The organism is Klebsiella sp. HC6 (assembly GCF_022605325.1).
In the GTDB taxonomy this organism is placed as follows: Bacteria; Pseudomonadota; Gammaproteobacteria; order Enterobacterales; family Enterobacteriaceae; genus Klebsiella; species Klebsiella terrigena.
On record NZ_CP093276.1, the window covers coordinates 2,082,332 to 2,099,431 of the forward strand.

Consider the following 17,100-nt stretch of genomic DNA (forward strand, 5'->3'; position numbering starts at 1 on the left):
TTGCGGCCCTCTCAGGCCTCTCAACGTTGCCTTCCGCGATACCGGGTAAGTCAACCGTGTCCATAATTTTCTGTACGTCAAGCAGGCTGTTTGCCCTGATAGCGGCGGCAGCGGCCATTTTTGACATGATAAATAGGCTATGCAACGGTTCGTTTTCCAACGCCTGACAGGAGACGATGAGTTTTCCCCGAATCAGCGACAGCATGGATGGCTTCATAGCGCGAGTAACTCCTCAACTTCATTTTTTATAATGGTAACGTGAGGTCCATAAATGACCTGTACGCCGTTGCCACGTACGATGACTGCCCGGGCACCCGTACCTTTCAGTAACACTTCATCTACTTTGCTTCCATCAACAAGCGTAATGCGCAAGCGGGTAGCGCAGCAGTCCAGTTCAGCGATGTTCTCTTTACCCCCGAGCGCGGTAATAACCTGCTGCGGACGTTCGCCTGACTGAATCGGTGCACTTTCAACACCGGCTTGTTCACGACCTGGGGTTTTAAAATTGAAGCGGGTTATGACAACGCGGAAAGTGATGTAGTACAGGAAGAACCATGGAATACCAACCAGAGGAACGTATAACCAGTGGGTCTTATCCTCCCCCTGCAACACGCCAAACAGGATGAAATCGATAAGCCCGCCTGAGAATGTTTGGCCGATAGTGATATGTAGAATGTGTGCAATCATGAACGCCAGACCGTCAAACACCGCATGGATGACGTACAGCACCGGCGCAACGAACAGGAAAGAGAACTCAATAGGCTCAGTGATACCCGTCAGGAATGAGGTGAGTGCCGCAGACAACAGCAGACCGGCCACGAGTTTACGATTCTCGGGTTTGGCGGTGTGGTACATCGCAAGGCATGCACCCACCAGGCCGAACATCATGGTAATGAAACGCCCGGACATAAAACGCGAGGTACCGACATAGAACTGATGCGTATTGGGATCGGCAAGTTGAGCGAAGAAGATGCGCTGTGTGCCTTCAACCAACTGCCCGTTGACGATTTCGCTACCGCCCAGAGCCGTCGTCCAGAATGGCAGATAGAAAATATGATGCAGGCCGAACGGACCCAGCATACGTAGCACAAAACCATAGATAAAAGTGCCAAAGTAGCCGGTTGCATCAACCAGACTACCCAGACCGAAAATCAGTTTCTGGAAATGTGGCCAGATAATAGTCATCGCGGCGCCAACCAGAATGGCGATCAGTGAACTGATAATCGGTACGAAGCGTGACCCTCCGAAGAAGCCCAGAAACTGTGGCAACGCGATTTTGTTATATCTGTTATGCAGCAGTGAGGTGACGAGTCCAATCACCACGCCTCCAAACACCCCGGTCTCCAGCGTCTGAATGCCCAGCGCCATACCCTGACCCACTGAGCTCAGGTTAGCCGCTGCCAGCACTCCGGTCAGTTTAAGTAATGCATTAATAGTGGCATTCATCACCAGGTAGGCCAGCAGGGAAGCGAGGCCGGCGGTACCTTTATCACTTTTTGCCAGACCGACCGCCACCCCGACGGCAAACAGCACGGCGAGGTTGGCAAAGACTACCGATCCCGCGCTCGCCATGATAGTAAAAACGCCCTGCAGCCAGGCAACGTCAAGGAAAGGGTATGCCTTAATGGTATTTGGGTTTGAAAGTGCGCCACCAATACCAAGTAACAACCCTGCCGCAGGCAGCACGGCGATGGGGAGCATAAAGGATTTCCCGAAACGCTGTGCTTTCTCGAACCAGCCTCCCGAAGAGGCACCGCTGAAAAGTGACATTTTTTTCCCTCGATAAGTTGTGTTGGTGAAAATTATTATCACAATATGCATTGATTGGTGAAAATTAACATCAACTTTTTGACGGATTTCACATCTGAGCGAATCTGCTGGCTTTATCGGGGGGCTTTCCGCCACACTATGGCGTGAGTTGAGATAATAGAGACGGGTCCGATGACGGAAAATGAGAATATCTTGCTGCATTTGCGGCAAGGCCTGCCGGGCTATAGCCCGACATTGCAAAGACTCGGGGATTTTATTCTCTCCGGGCCCCAGAAAGTGCTGTATCTGACCATCACTGAACTGGCGAGAGAGAGTGAAACCAGCGAAGCGAGCGTGACCCGACTGTGCCGTCACTTAGGTTGTAAAGGGTATACCGAGTTTAAAATGGCGATGGCCATGGACATTCAGCAGAATCAGCCGGATGCCCCGACCGGAGAGGACAGTATTGGCGAACTGGTTGAAGAATCCGTTCAGGCGCTGAGGGATACCGGTAAATTTATCAATCGTGAGGTTCTACGACAGGCAGGAATTGCCCTGCATGAAGCGGCATCAGTACAAATTTATGGCGTAGCGGCCAGTGCCATCACCGGGGACTATCTGCACTACAGATTACTTAGGTTGGGCAAAGCCGCTCTGATGTTTAACGATATGCACCGTGCTGCGATGAACGCATCCACGCTCAGAGAGGGGGATCTGGTTGTTGCTATTTCCAGCTCCGGCTCGACTAAAGACCTGTTGCACGTGGTCAGGCTTGCCAAAAAACGTAAGGCACGCGTGCTGATGCTGAGCAATACTCTGCGTAGTCCGCTGGGCGATCTGGCTGATATGCTGCTGGTGGCAGCCAGACCGGAAGGGCCACTGAGCGCGGGCTCGCTAAGCGCCAAGGTTGGCGCGATGCTGCTGGTCGAGGTTTTGGTCGGAGAGCTTATTACGCATGACAATCGCTACATCACGGCAAGTCAGCAGACGGCCAGTGCAACCCTGCCAATGCTTATTTGACGCTCATTGGCGCAGTGCCTGACCTGATAGGGTGAATCATTCATTGTGCGATTGCCTGTCATTGTGGCTTGTAGCCATACCAGAAGATACCAGTTGGACAAAATGGTATCATCAGCGCTATGCCGGACTGGTAACATCAGGTAATCTTCAAGTATGTCTGGGGAATGGATGGTGAAGGCGTGGAACGAAAATTCATTGAGACACTGAAAACGTATTGCGACGACGCGAATCGTGGGGCCGGACCGCTTTATCTGCGCCTGGAGAGAGGTTTTCGTGACATGATCGGCCGTGGTGAGCTCAAGCCGGGTTATGCCATTCCCAGTGAACGTGAACTTTCGGAACAGTTGAGCCTATCCAGAGTCACGGTACGGCGCGCATTAAGTGAGCTGGCAAACGCACAGGTCATCGTACAGCGACGTGGGGCGCGCAGTACCGTAGCCGGAAGGGTAGAAAAACCGCTCTCATCGCTGACCAGCTTTAGTGAAGATATGATTTCACGTGGTTATCAGCCCGGTGGCCGCTGGCTGGAGAAGGAACTGACGTATGCTTCTCCTTCCGAGATTATTGCCCTGAATCTGTCTCCCGGAGCGATGGTATGGCGGCTTAAGCGCCTGCGTACCGTCGACGACCGGCCGATGGCAGTGGAAATCGCGGTGGTGCCGCAGATATTTATTCCTGATATGGATGAACTGAGCGATTCATTGTACGCCGTGCTCCAGCTGCACGGTTTCATGCCGGCACGCGCGTTACAGCGCATTCGGGCTGAGCCGCTAAATCGCGATCACAGCCAGTTGCTGGATATGCCCGTACACAGTCCGGCGCTGCACGTTGAGCGTCACTGCTACCTCGAGGATGGTCGCCCGATTGAATATACCCATACCTGGTATCGGGGCGACAGCTACGATTTTCTTGTTGAGCTCCAGCGCGATATCTCGACGGGTATGTAACGATCGTTACTGGTGTTGTGCCCAATCAGCAACACCCAGTAACCCTGCATCGCCGCCTCCCAGCGCGGGAGTCACTGGCAGCTTAAACAGCTCGGGAAGTTCCTGCAGTGCCTTTTGCACCCGGGCAAGCATGCCATCTGCCAGACCCACGCTTCCCCCAATCACCACCTCTTCAATATCGACAACCATCAGCGTATCGGCTATCGCCTGGGCGACCGCTCTGGCGGCGTTATTAAGAATGGCGTCGGCCTGCGGGTTTGTACCGGCCAGCGCAAAAAGCTGGCGGCTGTTGGAAGGGCGTCCGAAGAGTGCCGTGGCCTGTCGCGCCAGCGCGGTGCCGGACGCAACGTGCTCCAGGCAACCGGTACGGCCGCAGCCGCAGGTGCCTGACTCCGGGTCCATTGGTGCGATGTTCACCGTCGCATGACCGATATGTCCGGAGAGTCCGTGCGGACCAATACGCAGCTTCCCGTCACAAATCAGCCCTCCGCCGACGCCGGTAGAAAGCGTGATAAATAGCAGGTTAGCGCGTTGCTCGCGGCGCGGCAGAAACTCTCCCCACGCCGCGGCCTGCGCGTCATTCAGCATGATAACCGGACAGGTAAACAACTGCTCTAACGCCAGTCCGAGAGGAAAGCCTTTCCAGAATGGGATCGTGTTCTGGTTCACCGACCAGACCCGCCCCTCCCGCAGGTAGCCCGTCGCCGCTACCGCGACGCGTTCGATCGGATAATCCGACTGCGTGACTTCACGAAGGGCGGTAAGAAACCCCGCTTCATCATAGCGCATGGCGACCTGCCGACGGTCAATGCAGCGTTGACCCTCGAACCAGGCTGCGGAAAGCTTGGTGCCACCAATATCCAGAGCCAGGATCATGCTGACGTTCTCCCGTGAACAACCGCGGCGAGGGCGCTGTTGTACCACTCAGTAATATGTTCAACACGCGTGATAGCCGAACCCACCGTTACCGCAAAGGCCCCGGCCTGAAGCGCCGCCGCCGCATGAGCGGGAGTTCGGGTGCGGCCTTCGGCCATAACACGATAACCACGGCCGGCAAGTTGCGCAATAAGTTCGAGGTCCGGGTGTTCCATTGGCTGATCCGAGGTTTCGGCGGTGTAACCGGAGAGCGTTGTGCCAATCAGATCGAATCCCAGCTCTGCGGCTGCGATACCCTCCGCTAACGTTGAGCAATCGGCCATTACCAGTACGCCAGACTGACGGGCAAGCCGGTAAAGTTCCGCCACGGCTACCGGACGGGGACGCGCCGTAGCGTCAATCGCAATGATACTGGCTCCGGCAGCAATCAGGGCTGATACATCGTTCAGGAAGGGAGTGATGCGCACCGGCGAATCGTCCAGATCGCGCTTAACAATCCCGATAACGGGAATATCCAGGTGTCTGGAAACCTGACGGACATTATCCACTCCTTCAATGCGCACCGCGCCGGCTCCGGCCCGTTCCGCACTACGCGCCATCGCGACCACGATATCTGTGCGGTCCATCGGTCCATCGGTTACCGGCTGGCAAGATACAACCAGCCGATCTTTGAGTCGATTTATGTCGATCGCCATTTTTTCACTCCTGTTGGTTTTGTCATTGCCAAATAGATAATCACAATAATACCAGATGTGTAAATTGGTATTTTTATTTAATACCTGACGCTTCGTGATGGTGCTCTAATTTTGATCAAAAGCACCATGAATGTGCTGGACAACACGAAAAAGCAGGCAGTATAACAGGTTAAATATGTTGAAATAATGTACCTTAAAATGTTAATTGCTTTGATTTTAAAGGATTTTACATTATTGGTATTAATCTGGCATTTTTCTGGCATGTTAATTGAATTACCGAACAGGTTGCAGGAAGCGTTACTCAATTTTTCAAACCCGGTACTGAGGAAAGTGAAATGACAGACAGCGTGATTAAAGTGTGCGTCATCGGCGCAGGTTTCATGGGGGCAATGCATGCCAGAATCTGGCAGCAGATGTACGGCGTAGAGGTGGTTGGCGTGGCCGATCCGGACTTATCCCGCAGCGAAGCGCTGAAGGAGTGGATCCCGCAGCTGAACTGCTATGAAGATTTCAACCAGATGCTGGAGCAGGAAAAACCGGCCATCGTAAGTATCTGCACCAAAGATGACTTCCATCTTGCCCCCGCGCTCGCGGCGGCTAAAGTGGGGGCCCATATTTTTCTCGAAAAACCGATCGCAGCCACAATGGAAGATGGCGAAGCCATCATCCGGGCAGCGCGTGACGCCAATGTGAAGCTGGGGATTGGCTTTTTGCTGCGCTTCGATCCGCGCTACTCCCGTGCTCAGGAGATCCTGGCGACCGGCAGTGCAGGAGAAGTGAGCCATATTACCGCCCGTCGCAACAGCCCTGCGATTGAAGGACCGGCCCGTTACGGCGGCAGCCTGCCGTTGCCGCTGCACGTCACCGTTCACGACGTTGATATGATCCTCTGGCTGCTGAAGCACACCAGTCCGGTAAGCGTTTATGCGCAGACCACTAACAAACTGCTGGGTCACCTGGGTACAGAAGATTCAGTCTTCGCCATCATCCGCTTTGACGATGGAACCGTGGTGAATCTGGAAAGCTCGTGGGCGCTGCCGGCGGGTTCACGCACGCTGCTTGATGCCAAAATGACGATTCTTGCGACCAGGGGCCTGATTGAAATTGAATGTGGGGAGTCCGGTCTGTATCACGCCTCTGAAAATATGAACCGCTATATCGACACCCAGCACTGGCCGCTGAGTCAGGGGGAAATCAAAGGCGATCTGCGCGAGGAACTGATGGCATTCCTGGCCGATGTTCGCAGCGGTTCAACCAGCGTGGCAACCGGCGAAGAGGCTAACGAAGCCCTGCGCATTACCCTTGCCATTATGGACTCTGCCCGTACCGGAGAGATCGTCCGGGTCTGACATTCTGACTGAATAACCAGGTGATGAGATGAGCATAAAGAAAATCGCGATCGCAGGTATGATCAGCACGTTGCTGCTGGCGGGTAACGCCAGCGCGCAGGAAACCATTCGTGTCCTGCTGGAAGGCCACAGTACCAGCGATTCCATAAAAGCATTATTACCGGAGTTTGAGAAAGAGACCGGCATTAAGGTCCAGGCTGAGATTGTGCCCTACAGCGATCTGACCTCCAAAGCCCTGCTGGCCTTCTCCTCGCACAGCGGACGCTATGACGTCGTCATGGACGACTGGGTCCACGCGGTCGGTTATGCCTCGGCAGGCTATATTGTCCCCGTCGATAAGTGGATGAAGAGTGATAGCACATTTTATGACGGTGGGGATTTCGTTCCGAGCTATGCCGGGACGCTGCGGTATAACGAGGGTTACTACGGGCTGCCGGTTTACGGCGAAAGCACCTTCCTGATGTACCGCAAAGATCTCTTTGCGCAGTACGGTATTGCGGTACCGAAAACCTTTGATGAGCTGACGGCTGCGGCGAAGACCATCAAAGAGAAAACCAACGGTCAGGTTGCCGGTATCACGCTGCGCGGAGCGCAGGGGATTCAGAATACTTTCGCATGGGCAGCGTTCCTGTGGGGCTACGGCGGCCAGTGGATCGACAGTAGCGGCAAATCTGCCATCTCATCGCCGCAGGCGATTGAGGCGACGAAAGCTTTTGTCAATGTCCTGAAAAATTATGGCCCGATCGGCGCGGCTAACTTTGGCTGGCAGGAAAACCGTCTGGTATTCCAGCAGGGCAAAGCGGCCATGACTATCGACTCAACCGTCAACGGCGGCTTTAACGAAGATCCGAAACAGTCCTCTGTCGTCGGTAAGGTGGGCTACGCGCCGGTACCTGCCCAGCCTGGCGATCGTCCGGGTAACAGCGGCGCGCTTCAGGTGCATGGCCTGTATATCTCCAGCGACAGCAAGAACCAGGATGCAGCCTGGAAGTTTATCAGCTGGGCGACCAACAAGCAGACGCAGGTGAAGTCGGTGGAGCTGAACCCGAACGCAGGCGTGAGCTCACTCAGCGCCATTAACAGTGATGCTTTCACCCAACGCTACGGCGCTTTCAAGGATGGCATGCTGGCGGCGCTGAAGAATGGTAATGCGAAGTACCTGCCGACCGTTCCGCAGTCCACACAGATCATCAACATTACAGGCATCGCCCTGTCCGAAGCGCTGGCCGGTACGCGGTCAGTTGAAAGCGCGCTGAAGGCAGCGAACACCCGTAACGATAAAGCGTTGTCCCGTTAACCATTTTCAGCCGGTGCGTTTGTGCGCACCGGCTGAAGTGAATTCCTTACGCAGGTCCAGGTAAAACTATGAAAGCAAAACTCACGCAGCAGGCGTTTACACTGCCGTTACTGGTTGTATTGCTGCTGGTTTCGTTCTACACGCTGGGTTACGCCATCTACCTGTCAGTGTACGACATCGATTTGATGTCGCCACCGCCGTTTGATTTTATCGGCCTGGCGAACTTTATCGAGGTGCTGAAAGAACCACGCATGTGGCTCTCTCTGTGGCACACGCTGGTATATGTCGTGGGCTCCACGGTAGCAGAGCTGGTACTTGGCAGCGCCATTGCGCTGTTCATCAGCCGTGACTTTGTTGGCCGTAAGCTGGTACGAGCGCTGTTACTGTTGCCGATGATTGTCACGCCCATCGTAGCCGGGCTTATCTGGCGTATTTTTTATGATCCCAACGCCGGTTTGTTCAACTGGCTGGCTGGTTTTTTCGGCATCGCACCGATTGACTGGCTAGGCAACACAAACACCGCAATGGCATCGCTGATCCTGGCGGATATCTGGCAGTGGACGCCGTTCATTATTCTGCTGGTCTCCGCGGGTCTGGATGCGCTGCCGAATGAGCCTCTGGAAGCGGCAGAGCTGGATGGCGCTCGCGGCTGGCGTCTGCTGGCGTTTATTAAATTACCGATGATGAAACCGATCGTCCTGATGGCGTTGTTTTTGCGCATGATTGATGCCTTCAAATCTTTCGATCTTATCTACGTGATGACCCGTGGCGGCCCGGCGCTCGCAACGGAAACGACCAACATGTATGCCTATCTCACCGGATTCCAGGATTTCCGTATTAGCGCGGCGGTGGTGATTGCCATTATCAATACGCTGCTGGTGATCGCGGTCCTGTCATTTGCCAGTAAAAAGGTGATGAAAGATGAGTGATTCCTTGAAGTTTATCTGCCGGAGAGCCGGATTTTACCTCGTGCTGGCCGTGATTCTGGCGTTCTTCCTGTTGCCGATTTACTGGCTGGTGACGATGTCGTTTAAAACCTATATCGACGCCTTTGCCATGCCGCCAAAGCTGTGGTTTACGCCGATTCTTGATAACTACAGACAGGTATTGAGCAACGGCGACTTTGTCCGTGCGTTTGGCAACAGCCTGCTGATCTCGCTGGTGTCGACGTTTCTGTGTCTGGTGTTTGGCGCACTGTTTGCCTACGGCCTGGTGTTCTTCATCGAACGTAAGGGCCAGGCTAAGCAGTTCATTATGAGTTTGCGTTATGCGCCAGCGATCATGCTGGTAATACCGGTCTATTACCTGATAACCCGGCTGGGCATGACTGACAGCTATCTGGTGCTGATTCTGGTGTACACCGTGGCGAATGTGCCTTTCACCATCCTGATGATCACCACCTTTTTTGAAGATATTCCGCCTGAGATCCGCGAGGCAGCCCGCGTTGACGGCGCCAGCGAGTGGCGCGTGTTCCTGAGCGTTATGCTGCCGCTGGCACGTACCGGGCTGGCGGCATCGGGTGTCCTGACGCTGTTCTTTATCTGGAATGAATTCCAGATTGTCCTGACGCTCTCCGGTGACTCCACACAAACGCTACCCGTCGCGATCACTTCATTCCTGACCTTCCAGGGAACGGAGTGGGGGCCGCTGACGGCAGCAGGAACGCTGGTGATGTTGCCGATGCTGGTACTCGGTCTGATGGTACAAAAACATTTGGTGCGCGGTTTAACCATGGGCGGCGTTAAGTAGCTCAGAAGAGAGGAGTTGTAAATTATGTCTGGTATACGTCTGAGCAATGTATTTAAGCGCTTCCATGACACGCAGGTGATTAATCAGGTCGATCTCGAAATCAAAAACGGTGAGTTTTGTGTGTTTATCGGGCCATCGGGATGTGGCAAATCGACGCTATTACGCATGATTGCCGGGCTGGAAACCATTACTTCTGGAGAGATCTCGATTGGTAATAAGGTAGTAAATCGTCTGGCTCCGGCCGATCGTGGTGTGGCGATGGTATTTCAGAGCTATGCGCTTTATCCGCACATGACTATTTATGACAACATGGCGTTTAATTTGAAGCTGGCGAAAACCGAACCGGCTGAAATTGAACGTCGCGTTATGAATGCGGCGAAAATTTTGCAGCTTGAGCCGCTGCTACAACGTCTGCCAAAGGCGCTTTCCGGTGGTCAGCGCCAGCGTGTTGCCATCGGGCGGGCTATCGTTCGCGCGCCCGATGTTTTCCTGTTTGATGAACCGTTGTCTAACCTCGATGCTTCACTGCGCGTCGCAACGCGGGTGGAAATTGCCAAACTGCACCACCAGCTTGGCAACACCATGATCTATGTGACTCACGATCAGGTTGAAGCGATGACGCTGGCGGATAAGATAGTGCTACTGAACAGCGGAGCAGCAATGCTAAATGAGGGCTCGATCGCGCAGGTCGGTCATCCGCTGGAGTTATATCACCATCCGGTGAATGAATTTGTGGCCGGATTCATTGGTTCACCGAAAATGAATTTCCTGCCGGGGGAACTGGTTAAAGGAACGGGCCAGAGCGCCAGAGTACGTCTGGGAGGGGGCGGCAAAGAAATTGAAGTACAGGTCAATACGGCCGCCACGCGTTCAGGCGAGCGGGTAAAAGTGGGGATTCGCCCCGAGCACTTACGCCTCGTCGATAAACGGGAAGCGCATCTGGTCGGAAAGATTCAGCATATCGAACACCTTGGTGAAGCCGCTTACTTCTATGTCTCCGTTGACGGATTTGATCCTCTGTTGGTAAGGCATTCCGAAGAGCAGGATCTGGGGCTGGGTGATGAAGTCGGGTTAGCGATCCCGGCAAATCATGCGCATCTGTTTGATGATAAGGGCGTAGCATTCCGTCGCACAGCCGCCGCGGTACAGAAGCAATTTGCAACTGTATAAGAGTTGAACTAAGTTTTTATCGAAAAAAAGCCCGCTTAAGTTTCCTTAAGCGGGCTTCTCGAATATGGCTCCTCTGACTGGACTCGAACCAGTGACATACGGATTAACAGTCCGCCGTTCTACCGACTGAACTACAGAGGAATCGTGTGGGGTCGTATCTTAGCGGCGAAAAAATTTTTGTCAAACATCTATTCTGCCCCTGTCGACCAACCGCCGCTTCTATCAACAATTTGTTGTAATTACCGACAATTTAGAAGGAAAAATGCTTTGCAGGATTAGCATTTCTCTATCATCATTTGAAATGTAGTTTCAACTTTTCTCACTAAGGTCTCCCTTGAACGTCACATCCGCAGCACGCAGGGTCGTAGAACGAACATCCTGGTTCAAAAAACGTAAGAGTTATCGCGTACTTTACTGGCGTGAAATCAGCCCGCTAGCGGTCCCCATCTTGCTGGAAAATAGCTGCGTTTTGCTGATGGGCGTAGTCAGCACGTTCCTGGTGAGCTGGTTGGGTAAAGAGGCGATGGCCGGGGTTGGGCTGGCCGACAGCTTTAATATGGTGATCATGTCGTTCTTTGCCGCCATCGATCTCGGTACGACGGTGGTGGTTGCCTTTAGCCTCGGCAAGCGCGATCCGCGACGCGCGCGCGCGGCCGCGCGGCAGTCGCTGGCAATTATGACGCTGTTCTCCATTCTGCTGGCGGTGGTGATACACGCCTTCGGCAAAGAAATTATCAATATTGTCGCCGGCGACGCCTTGCCCCAGGTTAAGGATATGGCCTTAACCTATCTGGAGCTGACGGTGCTGAGCTACCCGGCGGCGGCGATTGCGCTGATCGGTAGCGGCGCGCTGCGCGGGGCAGGCAATACCAAAATTCCGCTATTGATTAACGGCGGGATGAACATCATCAACATTATTATCAGCAGCATCCTGATTTACGGCGTTTTCTCGTGGCCAGGACTCGGCTTTGTCGGCGCAGGTTTGGGGCTGACCATCGCCCGTTACATCGGAGCGGTGGCGATCGTGTGGGTATTAGCCGTCGGGTTTAATCCCGCGCTGCGCATCTCGCTGAAGAGCTACTTCAAACCGCTTAACTTTGCCATTATCTGGGAAGTGATGGGCATTGGCATCCCGGCGAGCATCGAATCGGTGCTGTTCAACGGCGGCAAGCTGCTGACGCAGATGTTCGTCGCCGGCATGGGCACCAACGTGATTGCCGGCAACTTTATCGCTTTCTCCTTCGCCGCGCTGATTAATCTGCCGGGAAACGCGCTGGGCTCCGCGTCGACCATCATTACCGGCACCCGGCTGGGAAAAGGCCAGATTGGGCAGGCGGAGCGCCAGGCGTGGCACGTATTCTGGCTATCGACCATCATCCTGACGGTAATTGCGTGGGGAACCGCGCCGTTTGCTAACCTGATCGCCTCGTTCTATACCAGCGAAGAGGATGTCAAAGTGGTGGTGAAAGAGCTGCTGTGGCTGAACGCCTTCTTTATGCCGATTTGGGCGATGTCCTGGACCCTGCCGTGCGCCTTTAAAGGCGCTCGCGACGTACGCTACACCATGTGGGTGTCGATGCTGGGGATGTGGGGATGCCGCGTCGTGGCGGGCTATACGCTGGGCATCGTACTCGGTATGGGTGTGATTGGCGTCTGGCTGGGGATGGTGCTTGACTGGGCGGTACGCGGCGCGCTGTTCTACTGCCGGATGGTCAGCGGGCGCTGGCTGTGGAAATATCCGCGCAGCAAAAGCCAGGTGCGCGAAACCTAACCATTTTCTGGGCGAAACGACAAATTTCGCCCAAAGTGGAGAATAAATCGGCAAACGGTTTGAAATGTGCGAAACAGCCTTTGACAAGGCCGGGCGTCGCCGTTAATATTCGCCCCGTTCACACGATTCCTCTGTAGTTCAGTCGGTAGAACGGCGGACTGTTAATCCGTATGTCACTGGTTCGAGTCCAGTCAGAGGAGCCATATTCGAGAAGCCCGCTTAAGGAAACTTAAGCGGGCTTTTTCATGTTTCTTTGAGAATCCCTTCGTGATTTTGATTCAATGAGCAAGCGTGGAAAATCTTCCCGGTGCATTTTCAGTTTTCCCTCCATATCGGGCAAATTTGGCGCCCAGCACGGAACACGGCGCGGACATAAAAACAGCCGGATACCCTGAACGGCGCCAGCGTTGCACCAGATGCAAAACTACGTTGTATATTCCCCGGATTATCACCTCTGACATTGTCGTTTAAGTTAACTGCACCCGACACGGGGTGTAGTTTCCTAATTAATGCCGTTAATTTCAGGAGAACGATAATGAGCCATTTCACTACCTCAGATAATGTTCGCATCGCGTATAAAGATTGGGGCAAAGGTCAGCCGGTTGTTTTCTCTCACGGATGGCCGCTTTCCGGAGATGCCTGGGACGCACAGATGCTTTTCTTTGGGCAGAACGGTTTCAGGGTTATCGCCCATGACCGCCGCGGGCACGGCGCATCCGAGCAGCCGTGGGAAGGCAACAACATGGACCGTTACGCGGACGATCTGGCAGAGCTGATCGACCATCTTGATCTGCATGATGCGATACTGATTGGCCATTCAACCGGCGGTGGGGAAGTCGCCCGCTATATCGGCCGCCATGGATCATCCCGCGTGGCAAAAGTGGTGTTAGTCGGCGCGGTTCCACCGCTAATGCTGCAAACGGCTGATAACCCGCAGGGCACGCCTCTGGAGGTTTTCGACAATATCCGCACCGGCACCGCAGCCAATCGTTCGCAGTTCTTCCGCGAGCTAGCGGTACCGTTTTATGGCTTTAATCGCGAAAATATCGCCACTAATGATGGCCTGGTCGAATCGTTCTGGCGGATGGGGATGCAGGGCGGCATCAAAGGGGAGTATGACTGTATCCGTGAGTTTTCCGAAGTCGACTATACGGACGATCTGAAAAAAATCGATAAGCCAGCCCTGATTATTCACGGCGATGACGATCAAATTGTGCCCATTGCTGCGGCAGGCATTAAGAGCGCGAAGATAATCGCAGACGCCGAGCTGAAAATCTATCCCGGCGCCAGCCACGGTCTGGCTCAGCTAAATGCCGGGCAGTTTAATCAAGATGTGCTGGCGTTTATCCGCCGCTAGTTTAGATAAATAACCAGGCGTGCTGCTTTAGCCTGGCTTCCCGCAGAAAATATCAGCTTCCTCTGCCGCCTGCTGGTTGAGGAACTGATAAATAAAATCGACAAATAATTTCACCATTTTAATGTCGCGGCGGCTTGGATGATAAAGTGCATACACCGCTGATTCATCCTCGTCAGCGGTCACATCAACGCGTATATCCGGAAACAGCGCTAACAGGTCGCCGCGCTGAACGTCGTTATTCACCAGCCAGTCCGGAAGCAAAGCAATACCCTGTCCGCCCAAAGCCGCCTGCCTGAGTATCTGAGAATTGTTGCATCTAAGGTTTCCCTCAACGCTGACGCCTTCCGTTTTATCGCGGAAGAAAAACCATTTTGTCTGACCGGAAGAGTAGGAGAAAAGCAGGCAATTATGGCGTCGTAAATCGGCAGGCAGCAATGGCACGCCTTTTTCAGCAAGATAGGCCGGGCTGGCGCAAAGAACGCGCTTTTGCAACAGCAGCTTTTTGGCAATGACGTTTTGCGCAGAAATTTTCCCCAGCCGGATGCTGAGATCCAGCCGGTTCTCAGCCAGATCCACCACATCGTCAGTAAAAGTGAGTTCAAGCCGGATAAGCGGATATTGCTTCATGAATTCAGGCAGTAAAGTGGCTAAATATTGCAGTGACCAGGATACCGGCAGGCTGGCTCTGAGGATCCCGCGAGGCATACCGGAGTGGTCGCGGGCTTCGTAGTTAGCGTAGGAGAGATCGGCCATAATCCTGCAGGCATGCTGGTAGTACCGCTCTCCGGCCCCGGTTAACGATACCTTTCGGGTTGAGCGAACCAGCAGCACCGTTCCAAGATATTGCTCAAGCGTGTCAATTTGCCGGGTGACGGAAGAGGTGGCAAGCGACAGGCGCCGCCCGGCGGAAGAGAATCCGCCTTCCTCAACCACCGCGACCAGCGCCTGTAAGGACGAAAACATATCCATAGCTTTAACTTTCTCGTATAGGAAAAACGCCTGGGTGAGTCCTTACATTAGCCTGTTTTGAGTGAGGAATACCAGTCAGCTTTGCGTGCTATGCAATAGTGTTTCCGGTTTTGCTGGTATTCTCCGCTAGCGCTGAGGCTGTTATGGTTAACGTCAGCAGCCAGACAGTTAATTATTATTTATGCCCTTACCTGAGTGGCATAAATAAAATGCGGAGGTGCCTGTGTCAGATATTACCCGACCTAAAAAAGCCATTATTATCGGCGGTTCCCTTGGTGGACTTTTTGCCGGAAATATGATGAAAAAAGCCGGATGGGATGTGGATATTTTCGAACGCTCGGCAAAAAATCTCGATAGCCAGGGCGGTGGGATCGTGCTTCAACCGCAGGTGGTGGAGGTGATTCAGGAAAGCGGCGTTAATAAAAAATGGGATGAGATGGGCGTTCGTTCCCAATACCGCATTTTTTATAATCCCGACGGTACGGTTGAATACAAACAGTTGGCCCCACAAATGCAAACCTCATGGTCATTAATTTATTCGACATTACTGACCACCACCGGCAAAGAGAATTACCATCAGGGGAAAAAACTGCAGCGTATCGATTCGCAAAAAGAGGGCGTTACCGCGTGGTTTGAGGACGGTAGCCATATAAAAGGCGACATTCTGATTGGCGCTGATGGCAATAACTCCACCGTCCGCCAGCTGCTCTGGCCGGGTGAAACCCCGACCTATTCTGGCTATATCGCCTGGCGAGGGCTGATTCGTGAAGATCGGCTGCCGGAGCGCGCGCGCCTCGATCTTCATGGCAACTTTGCGTTTGCCGATAATAAGGGATCGCAGATTCTGGGCTACCTCGTTCCGGGGATAAATAACGATCTGCGTCCGGGGCACCGGCTTTATAACTGGGTGTGGTATCGCGTTATGGACGACGCGACTCGCGAATCCGTGATGACCGATAAAAATGGCGTAATGCGCGGGCATTCTCTACCTGAAGGCGTCATCGCGCAAAAATGGAAAAGCCATATTTATGAAGAGGCCGCGCGGATGTTGCCGCCAGGGTTCAGAGACGTGGTGCTGGCGACAGAAGAGCCTTTCGCGCAATCTATTCGCGATCTGGCCGTTGATAGCATGGTGAAAGATCGGGTGCTATTGCTTGGCGATGCGGCGTCTATTCCACGTCCACACACGGCGGCAAGCACTTCCAAGGCGGCGGCAAATGCCCTGGCGTTACGGTGGGCATTTCTGAATTATCCTGACGATATCGATGCCGCTTTGGCGCGCTGGGAGCCGGAGCAGCGCCATCTCGGTAAATACCTGAAGCAGGTGGGAATGAACATGGGCAACCGCCTGATGTCAATTGATATGTCACCATCATCAGGAGATTAAATATCAATACGCCGTAGCCGTCCGTTAATGTATTTCATCTTTCGCGCCAATCATCTTTTAAACGCAATGTTGTTCCCGACCCACTCATAGCCAGCAGGAGTCAATATGAATATTACCGTCAAGCTCACTTCTGATTTTATTTGCCCGTGGTGCCTTATTGGCGAACGCCGTCTGCAAAAGGTGATTCGTCGTTTACCCGATGGTGTGGAGGTGACAATTCTCTGGCAGCCCTACGAGCTGAATCCCACGATGCCGGTAGAAGGCGTCGATCGTAAGAACTACCGTTCCGCCAAATTTGGCAGCTGGGAGTACAGCCAGTCGCTGGACAGAAAAACCATTCTGGCTGCCGCGGAGGATGATATCGCGTTTAATTACGACGCAATGCAGAAGACGCCGAACACCTTCCGCGCGCATCGTCTGATGAATCTGGCCCACCGGCATGGCGCCGCTGATGCCGCCGCCAATGGGATTTTCCATGGCTATTTTGAGCAGGGCCGCGATATCGGCGATGTGGACGTTCTGGCTGATATCGCTGCGGAAAATGGCCTCAACAGAGCGGAAGCGCTGGCTTACCTCTCCGGCGATGCTGGCGTAAAAGAGACCAGGGCAGCAATCAGCTTCGCCACCGGGATCCGCGGCGTACCGAATTTTGACATTGAAGGCGAGACGATTTCCGGCGCGCAGCCGTTAAATCTCATCGAGGATGCCATCATGAGGGCGATTGCCCGTAAATCTCAAGAGAAGCCCGCGCTCTGAACGTCTGA

16 protein-coding genes, 2 tRNA genes and 1 pseudogene are annotated in these 17,100 nt (G+C 53.7%); 13 read left to right on the forward strand and 6 right to left on the reverse strand.

What is annotated here, in order from left to right; all coding sequences use genetic code 11:
- Window positions 1-37: 37 nt before the first annotated feature.
- Window positions 38-217, reverse strand: a pseudogene (locus tag MMW58_RS30290) (N-acetylmannosamine-6-phosphate 2-epimerase); the annotation flags it as partial.
- Window positions 214-1,770, reverse strand: a complete 1,557-nt coding sequence (locus MMW58_RS10145; RefSeq protein ID WP_241723713.1) for a maltose/glucose-specific PTS transporter subunit IIC — start codon at window positions 1,768-1,770, stop codon at window positions 214-216. The pseudogene MMW58_RS30290 and the gene MMW58_RS10145, both read right to left, overlap by 4 nt.
- 171 nt (window positions 1,771-1,941) lie before the next feature.
- Here MMW58_RS10145 and MMW58_RS10150 point away from each other — a divergent pair, with 171 nt between their 5' ends.
- Window positions 1,942-2,769 (forward strand): MurR/RpiR family transcriptional regulator, encoded by an 828-nt coding sequence (locus MMW58_RS10150; protein WP_133598813.1) that lies wholly within the window; start codon window positions 1,942-1,944, stop codon window positions 2,767-2,769.
- Window positions 2,770-2,933: 164 nt separating this feature from the next.
- Complete coding sequence (locus MMW58_RS10155) at window positions 2,934-3,716, forward strand: GntR family transcriptional regulator (protein ID WP_133598811.1); 783 nt, start codon at window positions 2,934-2,936, stop codon at window positions 3,714-3,716.
- Window positions 3,717-3,722: 6 nt separating this feature from the next.
- Here the strand turns inward: MMW58_RS10155 and MMW58_RS10160 are convergent, their stop codons facing one another.
- A complete protein-coding gene (locus MMW58_RS10160) occupies window positions 3,723-4,592 on the reverse strand; it encodes an ROK family protein (RefSeq protein WP_241723259.1) in 870 nt (289 codons plus the stop codon).
- A complete protein-coding gene (locus tag MMW58_RS10165; protein ID WP_241723260.1) occupies window positions 4,589-5,287 on the reverse strand; it encodes an N-acetylmannosamine-6-phosphate 2-epimerase in 699 nt (232 codons plus the stop codon). Before MMW58_RS10165 ends, MMW58_RS10160 begins: the two co-directional genes overlap by 4 nt.
- A 335-nt stretch (window positions 5,288-5,622) precedes the next feature.
- Between MMW58_RS10165 and MMW58_RS10170 the strand changes: the two genes are divergently transcribed.
- The 5 genes from MMW58_RS10170 to MMW58_RS10190 all read left to right on the forward strand — a co-directional run bounded on the left by MMW58_RS10170 (window position 5,623) and on the right by MMW58_RS10190 (window position 10,852).
- On the forward strand, window positions 5,623-6,636 hold the full coding sequence (locus MMW58_RS10170; RefSeq protein WP_241723261.1) for a Gfo/Idh/MocA family protein: 1,014 nt from the start codon (window positions 5,623-5,625) through the stop codon (window positions 6,634-6,636).
- Window positions 6,637-6,664: 28 nt separating this feature from the next.
- Window positions 6,665-7,933 carry an ABC transporter substrate-binding protein gene (locus tag MMW58_RS10175; protein WP_241723262.1) on the forward strand — a complete coding sequence of 423 codons (1,269 nt, stop codon included), beginning with the start codon at window positions 6,665-6,667 and terminating at the stop codon, window positions 7,931-7,933.
- Between the two features lie 68 nt (window positions 7,934-8,001).
- A complete protein-coding gene (locus tag MMW58_RS10180; protein ID WP_133598802.1) occupies window positions 8,002-8,862 on the forward strand; it encodes a carbohydrate ABC transporter permease in 861 nt (286 codons plus the stop codon).
- The gene (locus MMW58_RS10185) at window positions 8,855-9,682 is read left to right on the forward strand and encodes a carbohydrate ABC transporter permease (RefSeq protein WP_133598800.1); all 828 of its coding nucleotides are present in this window, start codon (window positions 8,855-8,857) and stop codon (window positions 9,680-9,682) included. The genes MMW58_RS10180 and MMW58_RS10185 overlap by 8 nt, the downstream gene beginning before the upstream one ends.
- 24 nt (window positions 9,683-9,706) lie before the next feature.
- Window positions 9,707-10,852: an ABC transporter ATP-binding protein gene (locus tag MMW58_RS10190; RefSeq protein WP_241723263.1), complete on the forward strand. Its 1,146-nt coding sequence runs from the start codon at window positions 9,707-9,709 to the stop codon at window positions 10,850-10,852.
- A 65-nt stretch (window positions 10,853-10,917) separates the two neighbouring features.
- Here MMW58_RS10190 and MMW58_RS10195 read toward each other — a convergent pair.
- Window positions 10,918-10,993: transfer RNA gene (locus MMW58_RS10195), tRNA-Asn, on the reverse strand.
- A 5-nt stretch (window positions 10,994-10,998) separates the two neighbouring features.
- On the opposite strand from MMW58_RS10195, the gene MMW58_RS30295 reads away from it, so the two are divergent.
- The 4 genes from MMW58_RS30295 (at window position 10,999) to MMW58_RS10210 (ending at window position 13,980) form a co-directional block, all read left to right on the forward strand.
- The gene (locus tag MMW58_RS30295) at window positions 10,999-11,091 is read left to right on the forward strand and encodes a DUF5951 family protein (protein ID WP_367575711.1); all 93 of its coding nucleotides are present in this window, start codon (window positions 10,999-11,001) and stop codon (window positions 11,089-11,091) included.
- A gap of 95 nt (window positions 11,092-11,186) precedes the next feature.
- Window positions 11,187-12,623: an EmmdR/YeeO family multidrug/toxin efflux MATE transporter gene (locus tag MMW58_RS10200; RefSeq protein ID WP_133598796.1), complete on the forward strand. Its 1,437-nt coding sequence runs from the start codon at window positions 11,187-11,189 to the stop codon at window positions 12,621-12,623.
- A gap of 127 nt (window positions 12,624-12,750) precedes the next feature.
- Window positions 12,751-12,826, forward strand: a tRNA-Asn gene (locus tag MMW58_RS10205).
- A gap of 332 nt (window positions 12,827-13,158) precedes the next feature.
- On the forward strand, window positions 13,159-13,980 hold the full coding sequence (locus tag MMW58_RS10210; protein WP_241723264.1) for an alpha/beta fold hydrolase: 822 nt from the start codon (window positions 13,159-13,161) through the stop codon (window positions 13,978-13,980).
- A gap of 27 nt (window positions 13,981-14,007) precedes the next feature.
- Here the strand turns inward: MMW58_RS10210 and MMW58_RS10215 are convergent, their stop codons facing one another.
- Window positions 14,008-14,949 (reverse strand): LysR family transcriptional regulator, encoded by a 942-nt coding sequence (locus tag MMW58_RS10215; protein WP_133598792.1) that lies wholly within the window; start codon window positions 14,947-14,949, stop codon window positions 14,008-14,010.
- Window positions 14,950-15,172: 223 nt separating this feature from the next.
- On the opposite strand from MMW58_RS10215, the gene MMW58_RS10220 reads away from it, so the two are divergent.
- On the forward strand, window positions 15,173-16,336 hold the full coding sequence (locus MMW58_RS10220) for an FAD binding domain-containing protein (protein WP_133598790.1): 1,164 nt from the start codon (window positions 15,173-15,175) through the stop codon (window positions 16,334-16,336).
- 105 nt (window positions 16,337-16,441) lie between these two features.
- Complete coding sequence (locus tag MMW58_RS10225) at window positions 16,442-17,092, forward strand: DsbA family oxidoreductase (RefSeq protein WP_241723265.1); 651 nt, start codon at window positions 16,442-16,444, stop codon at window positions 17,090-17,092.
- The last annotated feature ends 8 nt before the right edge of the window (window positions 17,093-17,100 follow it).